Origin of the sequence: Brucepastera parasyntrophica (genome assembly GCF_022376835.1) — a bacterium.
Taxonomy (GTDB): Bacteria; Spirochaetota; Spirochaetia; order Treponematales; family Treponemataceae; genus Brucepastera; species Brucepastera parasyntrophica.
The window spans coordinates 45,232-63,674 of record NZ_CP084606.1 but is presented as its reverse complement, the minus strand read 5'-3'; the positions used below and the strand labels follow the sequence as shown (position 1 = coordinate 63,674).

Here is an 18,443-nt window from a genome sequence, read left to right as displayed (position 1 = left end):
TTGGATTTTACCATAAAAAAGCCATACGGGAAAAGGGAAAAATACCTGTTAGGAGAATTTTGAGTGTAAAATTACCGCTTGTTTTTTTCAGGAGGGAGGGATACACTTTTCTCCTATGATCGGATTTTTCATTAAAAAAGCATTCTATGACGGCTGGGACCATTTATTGTCCATTTTTGTATTAAATCTGCTGTCTCTTGCCGTAATTGTCGGCGGAATCTTTCTTACCGGGCTTGTACAGGACAATATCCTCGCCGTAACCGGGATTCTGGTACTTATAGTTATTATACTCAGCGTGATAATGATGGCAACATCCATAGTAATGGCGGGAGTTGCTGATTATAAATCATTTTCAGTCAGGGATTTTTTTACGGCGCTGAAAAATACATGGATGCATGGCGTACTGTATGGGATTCTCCTGTGTGTTCTCTATTTTATTTTTTCAACAGGGATACGGTATTACCTGGCCGCGGGCGGGGTTTTCGGTTACGCCTGCGCAGGGGGCCTGTTCTGGATCGCGTTTGCAGTCATCTTATCGCTCCAGTGGTTTTTACCGGTCAGAAGCCAGCTTGATACACGGTTTTTCAAATGCCTGAAAAAATCTTTTATTATTTGTCTTGATAATATAGGATTTTCTGTTTTTATGTTTTTTTATTCAATAGTTCTGCTTTTATTTTCATTTATGCTTATTACTTTTCTCGCCGGATTGGTCCTTGCGCAGAACGAAGCCTTTAAACTCAGAATGTATAAATATGACTGGCTGGAACAGCAGGACAGCGAAGAATTTTCAAAACTCAGAAAATCCGTCCCCTGGTCCGAATTAATAGCGGAAGATATGGAAATTGTCGGAACAAGAAGTCTCCGCAATCTTATTTTCCCCTGGAAGGATTAAGTTCCGGCCAGGGAAAAACTGAAAAATCTGGTGATGTCAGACAATTCCAGTCTCCGGTTTTGTTTCGCCGGAGGCCGGATACCATCTTTATTCGTGGCGAGGGTCTATGGTATTAAACCCGAGACCAATTCCACGGGAGAACAAAACACCTCAGCCGGAGGACTGCCTGCTCTGCGGCAAGGTATTTTATTCAAATTCTTCCAGCGGTACGCCGTCATATCCTTCAAGTTCTGCGTTCATTCCGTCAATAATATACTGTATCTGGCTTGATCCGGGGTTTTCAGGGTCGGCAAGTATCGCCATTTCCAGCATTGAAATTATTGCAGCATTGTCCACCTGTCCGGACATGGCAAACATATATGAGGCCATATACAGGGCTTCCTGGGTCTGGGCAGGATCAAGTTCACCGCTTTCCGCGACTGTCCTGAAGCCTTCACCGGCAGCAAGAAGATTTCCATTCTGATAATAGCCGATGGCGTCGAGATAAGCTATCTGGAGAAGATATTTGGAACGGAGTCCTTTTTTGTTTTTCTTATCCAGTTCGGGGACTTCACGGATAAGGTCGCCGTATTCTTCCCGCTGTGTCGGAGAGAGAGCTTCTATAAAATTATCGATATTAACGGCGCGGTTAACTCCCCTTGATTTATCTATTTTTTCCTTTAAGCTGACAAGCTTGTCCCGTTCCGGAAAATAGGATTCCAGATAAACCAGAAGACCTTCTGTGGTAAAAGTACTCTCTGTCGCCATTGTTTTTCCGTAAACATCACCATCAGGAGTCAGCATGACAAAGAAAGGCAGGACCTGTACAGCATAGGTCGCCGCAGCAATATAGTTTTTTTCCAGCTGTTCCAAATCCATCAGTGTTTCATCCTGAACAATATCAATATTGCACAGAACATATTCCGGCGAAGCCTTTTCAAAGAACTCCCCGGTAAAAACAGTCTCATTCATTTCCTGGCTCTGTTCATTCCAGTCTGAGCCGGTAAATACAATAAGCACGGATTTGCCGGTTTCTTTTGCAAGGGCCTTGGCCTCGTCAACGTCTGTAATCCATGTTGTCTGGGGTTCGGCGTCAACAACGGTACGCTGTTTTTCACAACCCGCAAAAAGGAGAACCAGAACTCCTGCAAAAATTGCCAATAATTTTTTCATACAATCTCCTAATAAAAGTATCTTACACCCGCGGTGAATATATTCTGAATTGTATCGCCCGGGATGTTTTTGAACAAGAGTGCGGGATTCTTTCCGCCGATAAAATCAATGGGACGTTCCGAATGGCCCATTTTGCCAAGAATTCTGCCGGATGAATCAGTCATACCTTCTATAGCATACATGGAACCGTTCGGATTATCCGGTTCAAGTGAGGCGGGTAATCCTGCTTTATCAACATATTGCGTAAAAATCTGTCCGGCCGCAAAAAGTTCTTTTGCCAGTGCCTCTCGTATTATAACACGTCCTTCCCCGTGTGATATAGGAATTTTATGAATTTTTCCCGGAAAAAGATCAGGATTATCGGACCAGGGACTCAGCCGGGAAACAATACGGGTACTGACAAACCGGGAAATATGTCTTCCGATTGTATTATGGGTAAGAGTGGGCATGTCTTCAGACGGATCGAGTATTTTTCCGTAAGGAACCAGGCCTGTTTTTATAAGAGCCTGAAAACCATTGCAGATTCCGAGTATCAGGTTTTTTCTGTTTTCCGTCAGATTCATGATACTGTCCGCTATTCTGTTTTCACGGATAATGGCCGCGATAAATTTCCCGGAACCGTCCGGTTCATCGCCTGCCGAAAAACCTCCCGAAAATGCCAGAATATGGGCCTGATCAATAGCGGTCTGCAGCTCGAAAATGGACTCTTCAAGATCCTTTTCAGTCCGGTTGCGTAAAACAACGGTCCGGATATCGGCTCCGGCAAGCCGGAACGCCCGGGCCATGTCAAATTCACAGTTTGTGCCGGGAAATACGGGAAGTACAACAAGCGGTTTTTTATTTTCTTTCAGATACGGGATCTTTTTATCCGCATCAGGAACAGTCTGGTACAATTCATGGGCCCAGTCAGGAACAGGATTCTGTCCGGAAGCGCCGGAGACAGGAGGAAAGACCCTGGCAAGGGTATGTTCCCAGGCTTTACAGGCCTCATCAAGGGAAATGACAACCGGGCCGGCTTGTATGGACTGTTCATTATTTGTTTTGCCGATACAAACCCACCCCGAATCCCTGATAAAGTTCCGTACTGTTTCCGTATCAGCAAGTTCAATAATAAGGGACCCGTAAAGCGGAGCAAACAGGATATTATTATCCGCTTCGAATATCCGGCTGTTTTTATCACCCGCGGCTTTTTCGGAACCGGAATCAAAAACATGAGGAATACTGATTCCGGAAAGAGCTTCCGCATCCAGTTCCATCCCTATACTGTTTCCGAAAGCCATCTTGGAAAGGCATGCGGCGATTCCGCCGGCTCCTACCGGATATGCGGCGCGTACAGCAGAAGATTCCCCCGCACTTCCGCCTGACAGGGCAAGCAGTTTTTCAGTATGTGAAAGAAAAGCATCCCAGTCAGGGGTCTGGTCTTCAAGCCAGGGAGTTTGTATAAGAACAAGCAGACTGCCGGCCGAGGCCAGGGCGCCGCTTCTTACTTTTGCGTCTTCTGTAACCGAAACGGCAAACGAAACCAGTGTGGGGGGAACATGCATATCATGGAAGGTTCCGGACATACTGTCCTTTCCGCCGATCGAAGGCGTTCCTGCCGCGATCTGGGCTTTCAGGGCGCCAAGAAGAGCGGCCGCAGGTTTTCCCCAGGCTTTTTCATTTTCCGTACGTTCAAAATATTCCTGAAATGAAAGCCGGGCCTTGCGGGGGTCTCCGCCTAAGGCAAGGATTTTCGCAAGGGATTCAAGAACCGCATACTGCGCGGCATGAAAAGGACTCCAGTTCGCCGCCTTCGGATCATAGCCCATGGTCATCAGACTGACTGTAGTTGTATGTTTGTCTCCCGGAACCGGGATCCGGGCAGCCATACCTGCTTCAGGCGTTGACTGGCAGAAGCCTCCCATTGGAAATAAAACGGAAGCCGATCCTATAGAACCGTCAAAGCGTTCCGAAAGGCCTCTCCGGGACGCTACGGAAATATCCGAAAGGACCGAAATCCAGCGGTCGGCCAGGGAATATGCGGTGGGATCCGGCGAACTGTCCGCCTTTCCCGCAAAGGAAAATTCCCCGGAGGGCTGGCTGATAATGGCTTTCGCCGAGCGCTGCGCTCCCGCAGTATCAAGAAAACTTCGGTCAATATCAACAATGGTCCGCCCTTTCCAGTTCATGACCAGTTTCGCTTTGTCCGTAATTACGGCGATAACAGCAGCATTCAGGTTTTCCCGTTTTGCCGCTTCTATAAATTTCTGCGTGTCCTTTTGCCTTACAACAACAGCCATACGTTCCTGGGATTCAGAAATTGCGATTTCAGTCCCGGTAAGCCCCGCGTATTTTTTCGGAACAGCGTCAAGATTAATATCAATTCCGGCGGCCAGCTCCCCAACGGCCACGGCAACGCCTCCGGCGCCGAAGTCATTGCACCGCCTTATGAGTTTTGCAGTATCGGGATCACGGAAAAGCCGCTGGATTTTCCGTTCTTCGGGAGCATTTCCCTTCTGAACCTCGGCCCCCGCGGTCGCGACCGATTCTACGGTATGGGCCTTGGAGGAACCTGTCGCGCCTCCGATTCCGTCGCGGCCGGTTCCGCCTCCAAGAAGGATAACAACATCACCGGTTTCCGGCTCTTCCCTAATAACCGAAGAAGCGGGGGCGGCTGCGATGACCGCGCCCAGTTCCATGCGTTTCGCGAGAAAACCGGGATCATAATATTCGACAACCTGTCCGGTGGTTAAGCCTATCTGATTTCCGTAAGAACTGAATCCCGCCGCGGCCTCCCGGGTCAGCTGTATCTGGGGGAGCTTGCCTTTAACTGTTGCCTCGATAGGTACAGTAGGATTACCCGCTCCGGTAACCCTGAGGGCCTGATATACCCATGAACGTCCGGAAAGCGGGTCACGGATTGCGCCTCCGATACAGGTCGCGGCCCCGCCGAACGGTTCTATTTCCGTGGGATGATTATGCGTTTCATTTTTGAACATTAAAAGCCAGGTTTCAGTTCCGGTCCTGATTCCTTTTTCATCAGTAATATTTACATCAATAAAAATGGAACAGGCGTTTATTTCTCCTGATTCTTCAAGATCATTCAGAAATCCACGTTTTTTGAGTGCCTTTGCGCCGATAACAGCCATATCCATCAGCGTCACCGGTTTTATATCAGCATTTTCTCCATACACTTCCGCGCGGATTCCGGAATAAAAGGAAAGGGCTTCCAGAAAAATATCTTTGTACGGTCCCTCTTCAACGGAAACCGACTCAAGATTGGTATTAAATGTTGTATGCCGGCAATGATCAGACCAGTAGGTATCAAGTACCCGTATTTCAGCTTCGGTCGGGTTTCTGCCTTTTGATTTGAAATATGACTGAAGAAAAAGAGCATCGGCACGGTCCATGGCGAGGCCATATTCACCAATAAAAGCGGCTATCCCCTCATTATCAAGACCGGTAAATCCATCCATAACCGGAACATCTGGAGGTTCGTTCTGCCGCATTTCAAGGGTTGCGGGTTTTTCAGGTGAAGCCTCCCTCGAGTCAACAGGATTGATCAAAAAAATCCGTATTTTTTCCAGATTTTCCGGATCAAGATTTCCGCTGAAGACATACACTCGGGCGCAGCGGACCCGTATTGGTTTTTCTTTGCCGCTTCCGAGCAGAGCCAGGCACTGTTCGGCGGAGTCGGCGCGCTGATCATATTGACCGGGGAGATATTCAACAGATAAGACCGTTTCTTCAGGCCGGACAGGGAGGACATCCTCAAAAACCCGGTCGCTTTGAGGTTCGGAAAAAACCGTACCGATCGAATTCATGAAAGTCTGATAATCAATACCTTCTATATCATAGCGGCTGAAAAAGCGTACCCCGGCGAGTCCTTTCACCCCAACAAAGCAGGTCAGCTCGGAAAAAAGCCTGTCAGCCTCAATATCAAAACCGTCCTTACGTTCAACAAACAGGCGATATACGGAAGACTTCATTCGCACCCCCGAAAAAGATACCGGAAGTCTGCCATAAAACAGAGAAAATTGCTATGCCTCAGCGGAAATAGATATCGTATTTTACCAGGATTGCTGGTTATTCGGCGGAGTTTTCCGCTGAATGCGGCGTTATTCACCCGTATTCTGGAATAAACCTTCGGGTCAGTTTTTCCGGGCAGCAGGCCGATTTTGTTTTGAAAACAGCCCGAATTTCAGTATATTATTACACACAGATAAAGCCCGTTGATTATTGGGGTTTTATACTTGTATTTGGGAATTTCCTGGGGTAGAATCATAAGAGGGTTTGTAAAAGCTCCTGTTTTTAGAGGTCCCCAAAAAGCAGAGGTTTTAAAAAACCTCGAACTATGGTATTATAGTCAAATAATTTAGATTATTTGGCTATTTCCGATTATACGTTTTCTGATATAAAGAATTGACTAATTCTTTATATCAGAAAACGTAACTTAAAGAGTATAAAAGATACCGGAGGTTGCGCTGCTGTGATAAAAACTCTGACTGCCTGTACCAATGAAATTGATGATGTTGATCTGGCTGTATCTGAAATTCTTGACCAGTTGGACCTGAAAAATAACCAGTGTAAAAATTCGGTTGGGATTCTTACCTGTTATTCGGAATTTATTGATACCGGAGTTGTAAAGGCCCTGTGTGAAAAGCTCCCCTTTGATGTGGCTGGTACTACTACCATAGGCAATGCAGGAAGCAGTGTTTTCGGGCAGATGATGCTCTGTGTATCTGTTTTGACAAGCGATGATGTATCCTTTTCTACAGTCGTTTCCGACTCTATTGTTAATGAGCAAATGGAGCCTCTCTCGAGGGCATATGCGGAAGCAGCTTCAGCAGCAGATAAAAAACCGGCCATGCTAATTACCTTTGCGCCTCTTGTAAGACATGTAGCGGGCGACCATATAGTATCTGTTTTGAATTCCATATCGGGCAACGTTCCGAACTTCGGGACAGTAGCCCTTGATCACAATATCGATTACCACGACGCCCAGACAATTTATAATGGGGAAGCATTCAAGGACCGTCTTGTTTTAATACTTGTGTTTGGCGATATAAATCCCAGATTTTTATTGCTTCCATTTCCGAAAAGAAAATCCAGAAACAGCGGGCAATAATAACAGACTCTGACGGAAGTATTCTGAAAAAAGTAAATGGTATTCCGGTTATAGAATATTTGCAGTCTCTTGGACTGATGACCGATTATGGAGTTGAAGGCACAAATGCGATTCCTTTTGTTATTGACTATAATGACGGCACAAAACCAATCGCGCGCGCGATCTACGCAATTACAACTGAAGGTTACGCGGCCTGCGGCGGAGAAATGCCTGTTAACGCAACACTCGCAATCGGTTCCATAGATTATGAAGATGTAATCGGCACAACAACGGAAACTGTCGAGACTGTTTTGCATACGGACAAAAAGGAAGGACTCCTGATTTTTTCCTGCCTTGCCCGCAATCTCGCTCTTGGCGCGGACGCTCTGGCTGAAATGGAAACGGTCAGTGAAAAAATACAGTCTTCTGTTCCCTATCATTTCAGTTATTCCGGCGGTGAAATATGTCCGGTGTATACTGAAGACGGCAATCTGGTTAACCGTTTTCATAATAATACCTTTATTGCCTGTGTTTTCTGAATCTGCACTGGAGAAAATTTCCTCCAGGTTGGGGTAAAAAATTATGGACGATAAAATAGAAAAAGTGACTGCCCAAAACCCCGAAGACGAGCTTGCCGGACTGCGCAGGGAAAACAAAAAACTGTCACGGCAAATATCCTATCTTCAGGCCCTTCTTGAAAGAAACAAAATGACAGCTGTCGCCAAATCAAACGTGGCCGCCGTAATTGACGCTGAAAAACTGAAGCAGGAAAAATACATGAATTTGCTGCTTGAGAACTGTCCTGATATAATAATCCTTTTTGACCAGAACGGACGCTTTGCCTACTGCACGGACGCGTTTCTGAAAAGGGCGCATATAAAAAACTTCGGACTTATAAACGGCCGTTACTACAAAGAAGTTTTTGAACAGTTTTCCGATTCCAAGTGGGCAGACCATATACAAAAAATCTTCCAGAGATCAATGAAGAAAAAACAAAGCGTTATACTTGATGAAGTCGCCGATATCGGCAGAGACAATAACCCTAGAAATTACACTATTCATTTTACTCCGATGGTTGATGAGACCGGTGAAGTTGAAGGGGCAATGGCCCTCTTTCATGACGTAACAGACGTGCTGCAGGCAAAGGAGCAGGCGGAAAAAGCGAGTACCGCTAAATCAGATTTTCTTGCGACCATGTCCCATGAAATGCGCACGCCGATGAATGCAATAATCGGCATGACAAATATTGCGAAATCGACCAGGGACGCGGCAAAAAAAGAATATTGCCTTGATAAAATAAGCGAAGCTTCCAGCCATCTTCTGGGAGTCATCAACGATATTCTGGACATGTCTAAAATAGAAGCAAATAAATTCATACTGTCTTACGCTGAATTCAGTTTTGAAAAAATGCTGATGAAAACAGTGAACGTGATTAATTTCCGCGTGGATGAAAAAAACAGAACTTCATAATCAGAATCGACAGAAATATTCCTGCCTATATAATTTCCGATGAACAGCGCTTTGCGCAGGTTATTACAAACTTTTTATCAAATGCCGTAAAATTCACACCGGAAAACGGAACTATAATTTTGTCCGCGGAAAATGTACATGAAGATCCGGAGTCATGCACTCTGAAAGTAAAGGTAACGGATTCCGGTATCGGCATTTCAAAGGAACAGCAGAAAAATCTTTTCCGTTCTTTTGAACAGGCAGACGGGGGAATTTCCCGTAAGTACGGCGGAACAGGACTCGGACTTGCCATATCAAAAAACATTATTGAAATGATGGGCGGAACCATCTGGATGGAATCCGAAGAAGGAAAAGGAGCAACATTCGGGTTCACTATTACAGTGGAAACCGGAACCGGAGACCACCGGCACACAAATCATAAAACCGTTGATAAACGAAATCTCCGCGTTCTGGTTGTGGATGATTCCGCGGACATCCGCGAATACTTCCTCAATACTGCGCAGGCGCTCGGTTTTGCCTGCGCAGTCGCCGCAGACGGAAATGAAGCCTACGCGCTTATAGCGGACAATCCGGGGCCGCCGTTCAATGTCATTTTTGTTGACTGGAAAATGCCGGGAATGGACGGAATTGAACTCACAAAAAAAATCAGGGAATATTACAGTGACAATGCCATAGTCATTATGATTTCGGCAGCGGAGTGGACCACTATTGAAAAAGAAGCAACATCCGCCGGAGTAGACAGATTTATTTCCAAACCGCTGTTTTCCTCGCTCATAGCCGACTGCATTAACGAATGCACCGGAGTATCGGAAAGAAAACCTGAGATTGAAATCAATAATAATGCTCCTGATTATACCGGATATTTTGCCGGCAACCGCATTCTTCTCGCGGAAGATATAGAAATAAACTGCGAAATAGTAAACGCTCTTCTTGAGCCGATGGGTCTCATAATTGATACTGCACAGAATGGTGCCATTGCCTGTGAAAAATTCACGGCTGATCCCGGCCTCTATGATCTGATTTTAATGGATATTCATATGCCCGAAAAAGACGGGTATGAAGCGACCCGTCAGATACGTTCGCTTGATATTCCCGAGGCGAAAACAATCCCCATCATAGCAATGACCGCCAATGTATTCCGTGAAGATATTGAAAAGTGCCTTGCCGCCGGAATGAATGACCATGTGGGGAAACCTCTAAATATTGAAGAAGTGATTGACAGGCTGAAAAAGCATCTGCGCCGGAGGGTCTGAAAAATCCCCGGAATATATGTCGTTTTCCGTCCGTATACAGAAAGTCCAAACTTCATTATAATTAAAAAGCAATAACCTTCTCCGCGCAGGCCGCGTTGTTACTTCACGGAGCGGTTCGTTCGGGAGGAAATGTATAATACCGTCCGATAGATCCGGCAAAACTCTTTTTCCGCAGATTCTCCGGAAAAGAAATTTTGTATTTGAAAACAGCAGGGAGAAAACAGCATGCCGACGGAAGACTTTCCCGCAAATCCTCCTGAAAAAAAGGGATGCCTGCCGGTTTTTAATGATGAATTTGATTCAGGTATACTTGATGAAAAAAAATGGCTCCCTTATTATCTGCCGCAGTGGAGCAGCAGAAAAAATTCGAAAGCCCGCTACTGTTTCCGCGGCAATAATCTGGTATTACAAATCACCGCTGATCAGAAGCCCTGGTGTCCTGAATTTAACGGGGGTGTAAAAGTCAGCGGACTTCAGACCGGCGTTTTTTCCGGCCCCGCCGGCAGTCCGGCAGGGCAGCACTGTTTTTCAAAAGACTGCGCCGTGCGTGAATTCCAGCAGGAAAAAAAACTGTTCACACCCCAATACGGATATACGGAAATCAGATGCAAAGGTTCTCCAGACCCTGAAAATGTCTGCGCATTCTGGATGATAGGCTTTGAGGATAAACCGGAACACTCGGCTGAAATCTGCATTTTTGAATTAAAGGGAGGAAATGCAGGAAAATGCAGCTCCATAATCGGATACGGCATTCATCCTTTCGGAGATCCTGAAATACATGACGAATTCTTCGAGCAGGAATTCCCGATCAATGCGGCGGACTTCCATATTTACGGGGCAGACTGGACGCCCGGGGGACAGCCTTCTATATCGATAACAAGGCGGTATATACTTCAAAACAAAGCCCCTCCTACCCTATGCAGTATATGCTGAATATATATGAAATTCCCCGGGATGGAAAAACCGCAGACAGGCCGGCTTTTTATCCAGCTGAGTTTATTATTGATTATGTCCGCTTTTACAAACACGGATAGCAGGCAAAAAGGAGAATCGGTATGCTGCCGGAAACACTGCACCCTCTAGTCAGGACATGGTTTTCCGAAACCTATGGCAATCCCACTGAAGTACAGGCCCAGGCATGGCCGCTTATAGCGGAAAACAGGCATGTTCTCGCGCTCGCACCGACAGGAAGCGGAAAAACCCTTGCGGCATTTCTGGTTGCCCTTTCCCGCTTTGCTGACGGAACATATAAACCCGGGGTTTTGTCCGTACTTTACATTTCTCCTCTGAAGGCACTGAATGAAGACATACGGAGAAATCTTCTGGAACCGCTCGAATCACTGAGCGGGCGTTTTCAGGAAGAAGGAGTTTTTTTTCCGGACATCCGGGTCGATACCCGCTCAGGCGATACCACGCAAACGGAGCGGAGACGCTTTCTGTCAAAACCGCCCGGAATACTAGCCCTGACCCCGGAGAGTCTTGCCATACTTCTTTTGAACCCGAAATCAAGAACAATTCTTTCACACCTCCAGTATGTGGTCCTTGATGAAATACATTCTGTTCTCGGAACAAAACGCGGATCTTTCCTTGCGTGTCAGCTTGCCAGGCTGTCACTGGTTTCCGGAGAATTCCAGCGGGTAGCTCTTTCCGCAACCGTCAATCCGCCCGAAGCCGCAGCCCGTTTTGCAGGAGGACTGAAACCTTCCGGATCAGGCAACCAAGGATCGTATGAACCGCGGAACGTATGTATTGTCGCCCCTCCTTCCGGGAAGCGGATCGACTTTATCATAGAATATCCCTCAGGAACCCTTCCCGGACCGGCAAACAGTACGGAAATTCAAAAGGAATACGATAGCGCATCGTATCATACACATAAAACCGGAAATTCATACACATCGCCCGGCGGCAGGCCTGATCAGGAAAATACGGATACGGAAGAATCATCCGGACACAATAAAGCAAAATACGATGAACCATCGTATTATACACATGATATTGAAAATATATACACAAATGATAAGGACGGATACGATGACTCATCGTATCATGAACATAAAGATGCCGGAGAACATGTACAATCCGGACAGCAGTCCGATGCGGCCGGAGAGAGAAAAGAAAAAAACGGAAAAAAAGTAAAGACCGTTAATGTACGCTACGGCGCCCGTTATATTGCTCTGATAGATATTATTGCCGGCAGAATACAGAAAAACAGAACCACTCTCGTATTCACTGACGCAAGGCGCCGCGCGGAACGGATCGCTTTTCTGCTGAATGAGCGATTCGGTGAAACGGTTGCCTTTGCCCATCACGGTTCACTTTCAAAGGAAGTCAGGAGGGCAGTCGAAATCAGACTTGCGGAAGGACGCCTTCCCTGCGTTGTGGCAACAGGGTCTCTTGAGCTTGGTATAGATATAGGCAGCGTGGATGAGGTTATTCTTGCGGGTTCGCCAAATTCCTCATCGGTAGCGCTGCAGCGGATCGGACGTTCCGGACACGGGGTCGGAAAAACAAGTTATGGGCGACTTGTTCCCTTTCACGGAAATGATCTTCTCACCGGCGTTGCCCTTGCGGGAGCGATCAGGGACAGGGAAATTGAAAAAACAGCCGTAATAGAAAACCCTCTGGATATTCTTGCCCAGATTATTCTTGCCCTCTGCACGGAGGCCCCGAGAAACGCAGATGAACTTTATAATCTGCTCAGGGGTTTCCTGCCTTTCGAAAATCTGGGCAGACCTGCCTATGACCGGGTTGTCCAGATGCTTGCGGGTAGGTATTCATCAAGCAGGCTCAGGGACCTGAAACCGCGTCTGTATATCGACGCGAAAACCGGTCTGCTTACGGCTTCCGACGGAGTCCTCCTCTCCTTATATTCTTCGGGAGGTGTGATAGCAAACAGGGGGAGCTATTCCCTTCGTCTGCCCAACGGAACAAAGATAGGCGAACTCGATGAAGAGTTTGTCTGGGAACGCAGAACTGGAGACAGTTTTTCATTCGGGACCCATTCATGGCGGATTGTGGCAATCGGATCGGAAGCTGTCGAAGTTGTATCCCTGGAACGTCCCGCCGATTTCGTCCCTTTCTGGAGGGCCGAAGCGGTGTACCGCAGCCCTGTTCTGGTGGAGCGTATGCTGAAAATTCTCGACAGCGCCAGAAATGGAATTTATTCGGGCGAGGCTTTTGCGGATTCGGCCCTGACGGAAGATACCCTTTTTTCTCTGAAACGTTTTCTGGAAGCCCAGAAAGATATCCAGAATGTTCCTCTTTCAGGAAGAGACTCGCTTGCCATTGAAATTATCGAAGACGCTCTGAACAAAGGGGATATGATCTCAGTTGTCCTGCACACCTTCCGCGGCGGCGCAGTCAATTATCCGCTTTCCATGGCCCTTGCCGGACAGCTTGAAGAATCGCTTAATCTCAGGGTCGAAACAATACCGGATGACAATGCCATTCTTGTAATACTTCCCCGGCTCCAGGAAATTTCCGCTGAGCAAGCCGTGCGGAATGCTCTCCAGAAAATCGGGGACAGCAATATCAGGCAAAAACAGTTCTATGCCCGTTTTGAATCGTCCGGAGTGTTTGGAGCCGCATTCAGGGAGGCCGCCGAACGTTCCATGCTTTTGCCCAAGGCCGGCTTCGGAAGACGGACGCCTCTATGGATAATGAGGCAGCGGGCAAAACGGCTTTTTGACGCCGTATCCGGTTACGGTGATTTTCCCGCCATTGCCGAGGCCTGGAGAAGCTGCCTTACCGACCAGTTTGATATGAACGGATTTAACGACTTTTGCAGTGAAATCGCTGACGGTTCAGTTTCCGTACATTTTTTTAATACCCGCGAGCCAAGCCCTTTCGCCCTTGATATGGTCTGGAAGGAGACAAACAAGCTCCTGTATGACACTGATGACCGTCCCGAACTTCGAGGCTCATCACTGAGCGACCAGGTAATAAATGATGCAATCGGGAACGCAAGGCTGCGGCCGGCAATTCCTGCCTCCATTGTTTCGGATTTTACTGCCCGCCTGAGACGGGAACTGCCGGACTGGTCACCGGAAACAGTCCTCGAACTTTCAGAATGGGTCAAGGAAAGAATCGCGATTCCCGCGGATGAATGGAAAGAGCTGCTTGAAAATACGGATCCCGGACTTGCAGAAATCTGGGAAGCTGATCACAGTCTCAGCGGAAATCTGGTTGAAACCACACGAAAGGGTTCATCGATACCCTCAATCATCCACATTGAACGCGCCGATATATGGCAGGAGGAACCCCTTGCGTTCCTTGACGAGTGGCTCAGGTATGAAGGCCCTGTGTTCATTTCGCATATTGCACAGATATTCGGCGTTACCGAGGCCGAGGCGGAAGACGCGGCCTCGGCTCTGGAAGAAAACGGCGACCTTGTAAGAAATGTGCAGGTTTCGGCAGATAGCGCGAAAAAAACCGGAGAAGAATCTTTCTCCGCGGGTGAACTTGTCTGTGACCGTGAAAACCTTGAACTTCTTTTACGGCTGTCAAGAAAACGCGCCCGTCCGGATATACAGCCCAGACCTGCGTCCCTTCTTCCTGTCTATCTCGCACTGAGGCAGGGAATCCTGCAGCATACGGATAAACCCTGGGAAAAACTGTCCTGCGTCTCCGCTCCGGCCAGGCTGTGGGAAACGGACTTTTTCCCTGCCCGGCTGCCGTCCTACCGGCCTGAGCTTCTTGACGCCGAACTTCATTCGGGAAATCTGGTCTGGTTTGGTACTGGTGAAGTCAGGGCAGGATTCTGTTCGCCCGAAGACCTTGATCTTGTTCTTCCCGAACGGCCAGGAGGTCCCGATTACTTTGCGGACTCGTCCCGGCCCCGAGACTTCTGGGAACTGAAAGATGATTCGGGTCTTGATATTTCCGGGACTACTGACGAAATATGGAAGGAAGCCTGGGCCGGACGGCTGACTGCCGATACATGGGAACCGGTAAGAAAAGGACTGGTCGCGGGCTTTGCCGCGGATTCACATCCGGAAACGGCCGGAGAAGCTCCATATATCCCGGGCAAACGGAGAAATGTACCGCGCGCCCTCAGAGACCGCTGGAAAGCGGGCAAGCCTGTTGAGGGTAAATGGTTTTCGCTTGCAACAGACGGATTGCAGGCCTCTTCTTTTGATCCGCTGGATGAAGAAGAACTTGAGCGTGACCGGGTCCGCCTGTTAATCAGACGCTGGGGAATACTGTGCAGGCCCTTTCTTGAACGGGAAGAGCCTGCCCTTTCCTGGGGAAAACTCATCCCGGTAATGAGGCGTCTGGAACTTTCAGGAGAACTCGTTGCAGGCAGATTCTTCGACGGAATAAATTCCCTTCAGTTTGCCCATCCCGGTATAGCGGAAGAACTCACCGCCTGTGATTCTGAAAAAAGAATATTCTGGATAAATGCCTGTGATCCGGCAAACCCTGCGGGCATGGCCGAAGGGCTTGATGAAAACCTGCCGTCGCGTCTCGCCGCAAACAGACTCTGCTTCAGAGGGCCGGAACTTGCGGCAGTCTCAACCCGGAACGGAAAGGAGCTGCGGGTTTTTGTTTCTCCGGAGGACATCGAAATAAAAGAAATTCTTTCTTTTCTCCGTGTCCCCCGTACACGGACAGTGTATCCGGAACGGAAAGTATTAATTGAAACGGTCAATGGGGAACCGGCCGCAGACAATCCGTATACACGGGTCCTGCAGGGCCTTGGCTTTGAAATAAGCCGGGATCGACTCATCTTATGGTGAAAAAACGGCAGGCATTCAGATTATTTTGAAAGCATTTGCGCTGAAAAAAGGAGATGCGTTTTGCATCTCCTTTTACGGAACCAGTTATGATCTGCCGATCCACAATCGGATACCGACCGCTATCGGAAAGAAAATTTTATCAGCGCCGAAATTCGGATAAAAACGCAAACCAATTGAAGGCGCGACATGGGCGAATATTTCGAATACTTCCCCTGCCAGGAAAAGATTCAGCCCGACGGGAAAACGTACGCCGAAATTCAAATCGACTTCTTCAGAAGAGAAAACAAGATTTCCGTATAATCCGGCACCGAAAAGGAAATTCAGGGACCCGTGTGAAAAGGATAAGATTTTTGGATTAAAAGCCATAAAATCAGCAGTGAGTCCGATTATATTAAGGTCCTCAGCAAAATTCCAGTTAAACGAAAGATGGGCCATTTTGGAAGGACAGAATGAAATGGCTATCCCGGGAGAAAAAACATCGGAAGCATTACCGTTAAATTGAATGCCAATCCCGAACGAGTATGCTCCTGCAGCGGAAAAAATAAGGATTGCCATTGCCAGAATACATATTTTCTTTTTCATAAAAACCCCACCTGTAGTTAATTCAATATAATGCCGAGTTCGCCGGCGGCTTTTTCGGCAACTGTTTTTTCAGCGCAATAAATCATAAGGGTCGACCAGATCGATCTCGCCTGCTCAATTTCACCTCTTTCCGATAAAACAGAGGCAAGGAGCAAAAATGAATCCAGTATCTTTTCACGGGCAATCCATTCGGAAATCCTGTAATTTCTGCCGGAACGGTCCATGGCGTCCGCAAAGTTAGTGTACACATACTCAGGGTCGACAAGTTTTATAGCCTCCGTCATTGCAGTGAGTGAAACACAGGCGGCAAGGACAGCGACCGGGAACGCCCTGTCAAGCCTTTTCTCAGAATCATACAAATAAAACGAGGTCAGGTCCTGATATGCCTTGAGAGCATTTATGTTGGAATGGCGGTATAACAGAAAAAACTTATCGATATTTTTTTCTGTCTGGACAGTACGCATCATTGCCCTGAGAATTCCGCTCTCATTTCCCGGCTGTCCGAATACAGGATCATCCATCAGAACGAGCAGAAGATATTTTTCACGGGCGCCATAATTGCCCATATTATAGGAGATATCAGCCATGGAATAGGCGATCCGGAATTTTGTTTCGGGAATATCAAGAAAGTCCCTGTTCTGCCAGGCTGATTCATAAAATGAGAGAGCAAGCGGATACTCACCCTCGGCCTCATATATTCTCGCGACAAGCATGTCGGCTTCAGGATAGACAAGCCGCTTTTGCAGCCAGTCGGACAGATTTTTCATTGAGTTGGAAAAACTCCGCGCTGGATACTTCAGAAAAACTGCATCAAGGGCATCTGTTACCTCTGTTTCATTCCGGGTTTGCAGAACAGCATATACCAGATTTATATCATCGCCTGCCCTTTGGACTTCGCGCGAACCGAGAGCGTTATTGATTAATGAAATAACATGCTGAACAGACTCCGTATGCCGGATGCGGGCATTTTCAGCCAGCGCCAGGGATTCTCCCAGTTCACCCTTTTCAAAGGCTATTTCAGCCTGTTCCATTATCTGCCAGACAGTCCGTCCGCTGGCGGTTTCAAATATAACAGGGGCCGCAAAAGCCGCAGCTGAAAAAAAACATAAACCCAAAAGGGTAAAAAGAATCTTTTTCATAATAATCCCAGTTCCTCCTCAAACACCGCATCAACACCGGCCGTATCGCCGGGTTCAACTCTGATGGTTCTGACTGTTTTTCCCTTGCGGAATACTATCACCGTATCGCCCGCACCGGTAATTCCAATATCGGCATGTTTTCCTTCGCCGGGTCCGTTTACAACACAGCCCATGACAGCAACCGTAATATTTTTATCAAGACCGAGCAGTTTTTTCTGCCAGCGGTTAACAAAAGAATGAACATCAAAGCCGTTCCGTCCGCAGCGCGGGCAGGAAATAATACGGACGCCTCCATTGCGTTTTCCGCATTCAGCCAGGATTTCACGTCCGGCAATAACCTCGTTTTCCATTGAATCGGAAAGGCTTACCCGCACGGTTGCACCTATATTATCTTCCAGTAAACGGCTGAAGGCAATAGTACTTTTTACCACGCCTGAAATTACCGGGCCTGCTTCGGTTACGCCCAGATGGAGCGGTATATCATGTTTCGAGGCAAATTCACGGTTGCTCCGGATGGTCTCGCCTACGGAAGAGGCTTTCATTGAAACAATTATATCAGAAAAATCTAGTTCATCGAAGACCGCAACTTCCCTTTCGGCAGTCTCCGTCAGTGCGGCAGACCTCGCCTGAAGCACATCGCCGGCACTCCGCCTGACCGATTCAATACGCTCCTGCAAATCTTTAGGCAGAGAGCCTGAATTAACGCCTATTCGGATCGGGGTCCCCGTATCCCGGGCTTTCCCGGCTACGCTTTTCACACGCTCCCGGCTGCCGATATTACCCGGATTTATGCGGATTTTCGCAATATTTCCATCAAGACAGCGGAGCGCCAGCCGGTAATCAAAATGAATATCCGCCACAAGAGGCATGGGTGTGATTTCAGCGAGACGGAGGAGTATATCGGCGCTTTCCATATCAGGAACTGCGAAACGGACAATATCACAGCCCAGCATTTCAAGCTCGCTGAGAATCCGCGCAATTTCCTGAATATCAGCGCCAATAAGGGATGATTTCCACATGGTTTGCACGGAAACCGGACTGTCGCCGCCTATACCTATAATACGGGTTATACCCTTCCCTCCTATGGCAATCCGGCGTGTTTTTTTGAATTCACACATATCATTTTATTAT

12 protein-coding genes are annotated in these 18,443 nt (G+C 47.6%); 7 read left to right on the top strand and 5 right to left on the bottom strand.

Going from position 1 to position 18,443, the window contains the following annotated elements:
* The first annotated feature begins 115 nt into the window (after positions 1 to 115).
* Complete coding sequence (locus K7I13_RS00290) at positions 116 to 892, top strand: hypothetical protein (RefSeq protein WP_255947108.1); 777 nt, start codon at positions 116 to 118, stop codon at positions 890 to 892.
* 186 nt (positions 893 to 1,078) lie between these two features.
* Here K7I13_RS00290 and K7I13_RS00285 read toward each other — a convergent pair whose 3' ends face one another.
* A complete protein-coding gene (locus K7I13_RS00285) occupies positions 1,079 to 2,044 on the bottom strand; it encodes a thioredoxin family protein (protein WP_255947107.1) in 966 nt (321 codons plus the stop codon).
* An 8-nt stretch (positions 2,045 to 2,052) separates the two neighbouring features.
* Positions 2,053 to 6,012, bottom strand: coding sequence for a phosphoribosylformylglycinamidine synthase (locus tag K7I13_RS00280; protein WP_255947106.1), 3,960 nt, complete (start codon positions 6,010 to 6,012; stop codon positions 2,053 to 2,055).
* Between the two features lie 500 nt (positions 6,013 to 6,512).
* Here K7I13_RS00280 and K7I13_RS00275 point away from each other — a divergent pair, with 500 nt between their 5' ends.
* The 6 genes from K7I13_RS00275 to K7I13_RS00255 all read left to right on the top strand — a co-directional run bounded on the left by K7I13_RS00275 (position 6,513) and on the right by K7I13_RS00255 (position 15,591).
* On the top strand, positions 6,513 to 7,151 hold the full coding sequence (locus tag K7I13_RS00275; RefSeq protein ID WP_255947104.1) for an FIST N-terminal domain-containing protein: 639 nt from the start codon (positions 6,513 to 6,515) through the stop codon (positions 7,149 to 7,151).
* Between the two features lie 59 nt (positions 7,152 to 7,210).
* Entirely contained in the window at positions 7,211 to 7,669 is a 459-nt protein-coding gene (locus K7I13_RS00270) for an FIST C-terminal domain-containing protein (RefSeq protein ID WP_255947102.1), read from the top strand.
* A 43-nt stretch (positions 7,670 to 7,712) separates the two neighbouring features.
* Entirely contained in the window at positions 7,713 to 8,600 is an 888-nt protein-coding gene (locus K7I13_RS15525) for a PAS domain-containing sensor histidine kinase (RefSeq protein ID WP_369413688.1), read from the top strand.
* The gene (locus K7I13_RS15520; protein ID WP_369413772.1) at positions 8,597 to 9,853 is read left to right on the top strand and encodes a response regulator; all 1,257 of its coding nucleotides are present in this window, start codon (positions 8,597 to 8,599) and stop codon (positions 9,851 to 9,853) included. Before K7I13_RS15525 ends, K7I13_RS15520 begins: the two co-directional genes overlap by 4 nt.
* A 225-nt stretch (positions 9,854 to 10,078) precedes the next feature.
* Positions 10,079 to 10,786, top strand: a complete 708-nt coding sequence (locus K7I13_RS00260) for a glycoside hydrolase family 16 protein (RefSeq protein ID WP_255947100.1) — start codon at positions 10,079 to 10,081, stop codon at positions 10,784 to 10,786.
* Between the two features lie 122 nt (positions 10,787 to 10,908).
* Positions 10,909 to 15,591, top strand: coding sequence for a DEAD/DEAH box helicase (locus K7I13_RS00255; protein ID WP_255947098.1), 4,683 nt, complete (start codon positions 10,909 to 10,911; stop codon positions 15,589 to 15,591).
* Between the two features lie 84 nt (positions 15,592 to 15,675).
* Here K7I13_RS00255 and K7I13_RS00250 read toward each other — a convergent pair whose 3' ends face one another.
* Genes K7I13_RS00250 through ispG form a run of 3 tightly spaced genes read right to left on the bottom strand, consistent with a single transcriptional unit; the run spans position 15,676 to position 18,430 of the window.
* On the bottom strand, positions 15,676 to 16,173 hold the full coding sequence (locus tag K7I13_RS00250; RefSeq protein ID WP_255947096.1) for a hypothetical protein: 498 nt from the start codon (positions 16,171 to 16,173) through the stop codon (positions 15,676 to 15,678).
* Positions 16,174 to 16,190: 17 nt separating this feature from the next.
* Positions 16,191 to 17,312 carry a hypothetical protein gene (locus tag K7I13_RS00245; protein ID WP_255947094.1) on the bottom strand — a complete coding sequence of 374 codons (1,122 nt, stop codon included), beginning with the start codon at positions 17,310 to 17,312 and terminating at the stop codon, positions 16,191 to 16,193.
* Positions 17,309 to 18,430 (bottom strand): (E)-4-hydroxy-3-methylbut-2-enyl-diphosphate synthase, encoded by a 1,122-nt coding sequence (ispG, locus tag K7I13_RS00240; protein ID WP_255947092.1) that lies wholly within the window; start codon positions 18,428 to 18,430, stop codon positions 17,309 to 17,311. Before ispG ends, K7I13_RS00245 begins: the two co-directional genes overlap by 4 nt.
* Positions 18,431 to 18,443 lie beyond the last annotated feature (13 nt).

What these genes read in the sequence shown, in the direction of transcription:
- ispG (WP_255947092.1), bottom strand. Translation starts at nt 18,430, where the DNA reads ATGTGTGAATTCAAAAAAACACGCCGGATTGCCATAGGAGGGAAGGGT.
- K7I13_RS00255 (WP_255947098.1), top strand. Translation starts at nt 10,909, where the DNA reads ATGCTGCCGGAAACACTGCACCCTCTAGTCAGGACATGGTTTTCCGAA.
- K7I13_RS00290 (WP_255947108.1), top strand. Translation starts at nt 116, where the DNA reads ATGATCGGATTTTTCATTAAAAAAGCATTCTATGACGGCTGGGACCAT.
- K7I13_RS00250 (WP_255947096.1), bottom strand. Translation starts at nt 16,173, where the DNA reads ATGAAAAAGAAAATATGTATTCTGGCAATGGCAATCCTTATTTTTTCC.
- K7I13_RS00260 (WP_255947100.1), top strand. Translation starts at nt 10,079, where the DNA reads ATGCCGACGGAAGACTTTCCCGCAAATCCTCCTGAAAAAAAGGGATGC.
- K7I13_RS00285 (WP_255947107.1), bottom strand. Translation starts at nt 2,044, where the DNA reads ATGAAAAAATTATTGGCAATTTTTGCAGGAGTTCTGGTTCTCCTTTTT.
- K7I13_RS00280 (WP_255947106.1), bottom strand. Translation starts at nt 6,012, where the DNA reads ATGAAGTCTTCCGTATATCGCCTGTTTGTTGAACGTAAGGACGGTTTT.
- K7I13_RS00245 (WP_255947094.1), bottom strand. Translation starts at nt 17,312, where the DNA reads ATGAAAAAGATTCTTTTTACCCTTTTGGGTTTATGTTTTTTTTCAGCT.
- K7I13_RS15525 (WP_369413688.1), top strand. Translation starts at nt 7,713, where the DNA reads ATGGACGATAAAATAGAAAAAGTGACTGCCCAAAACCCCGAAGACGAG.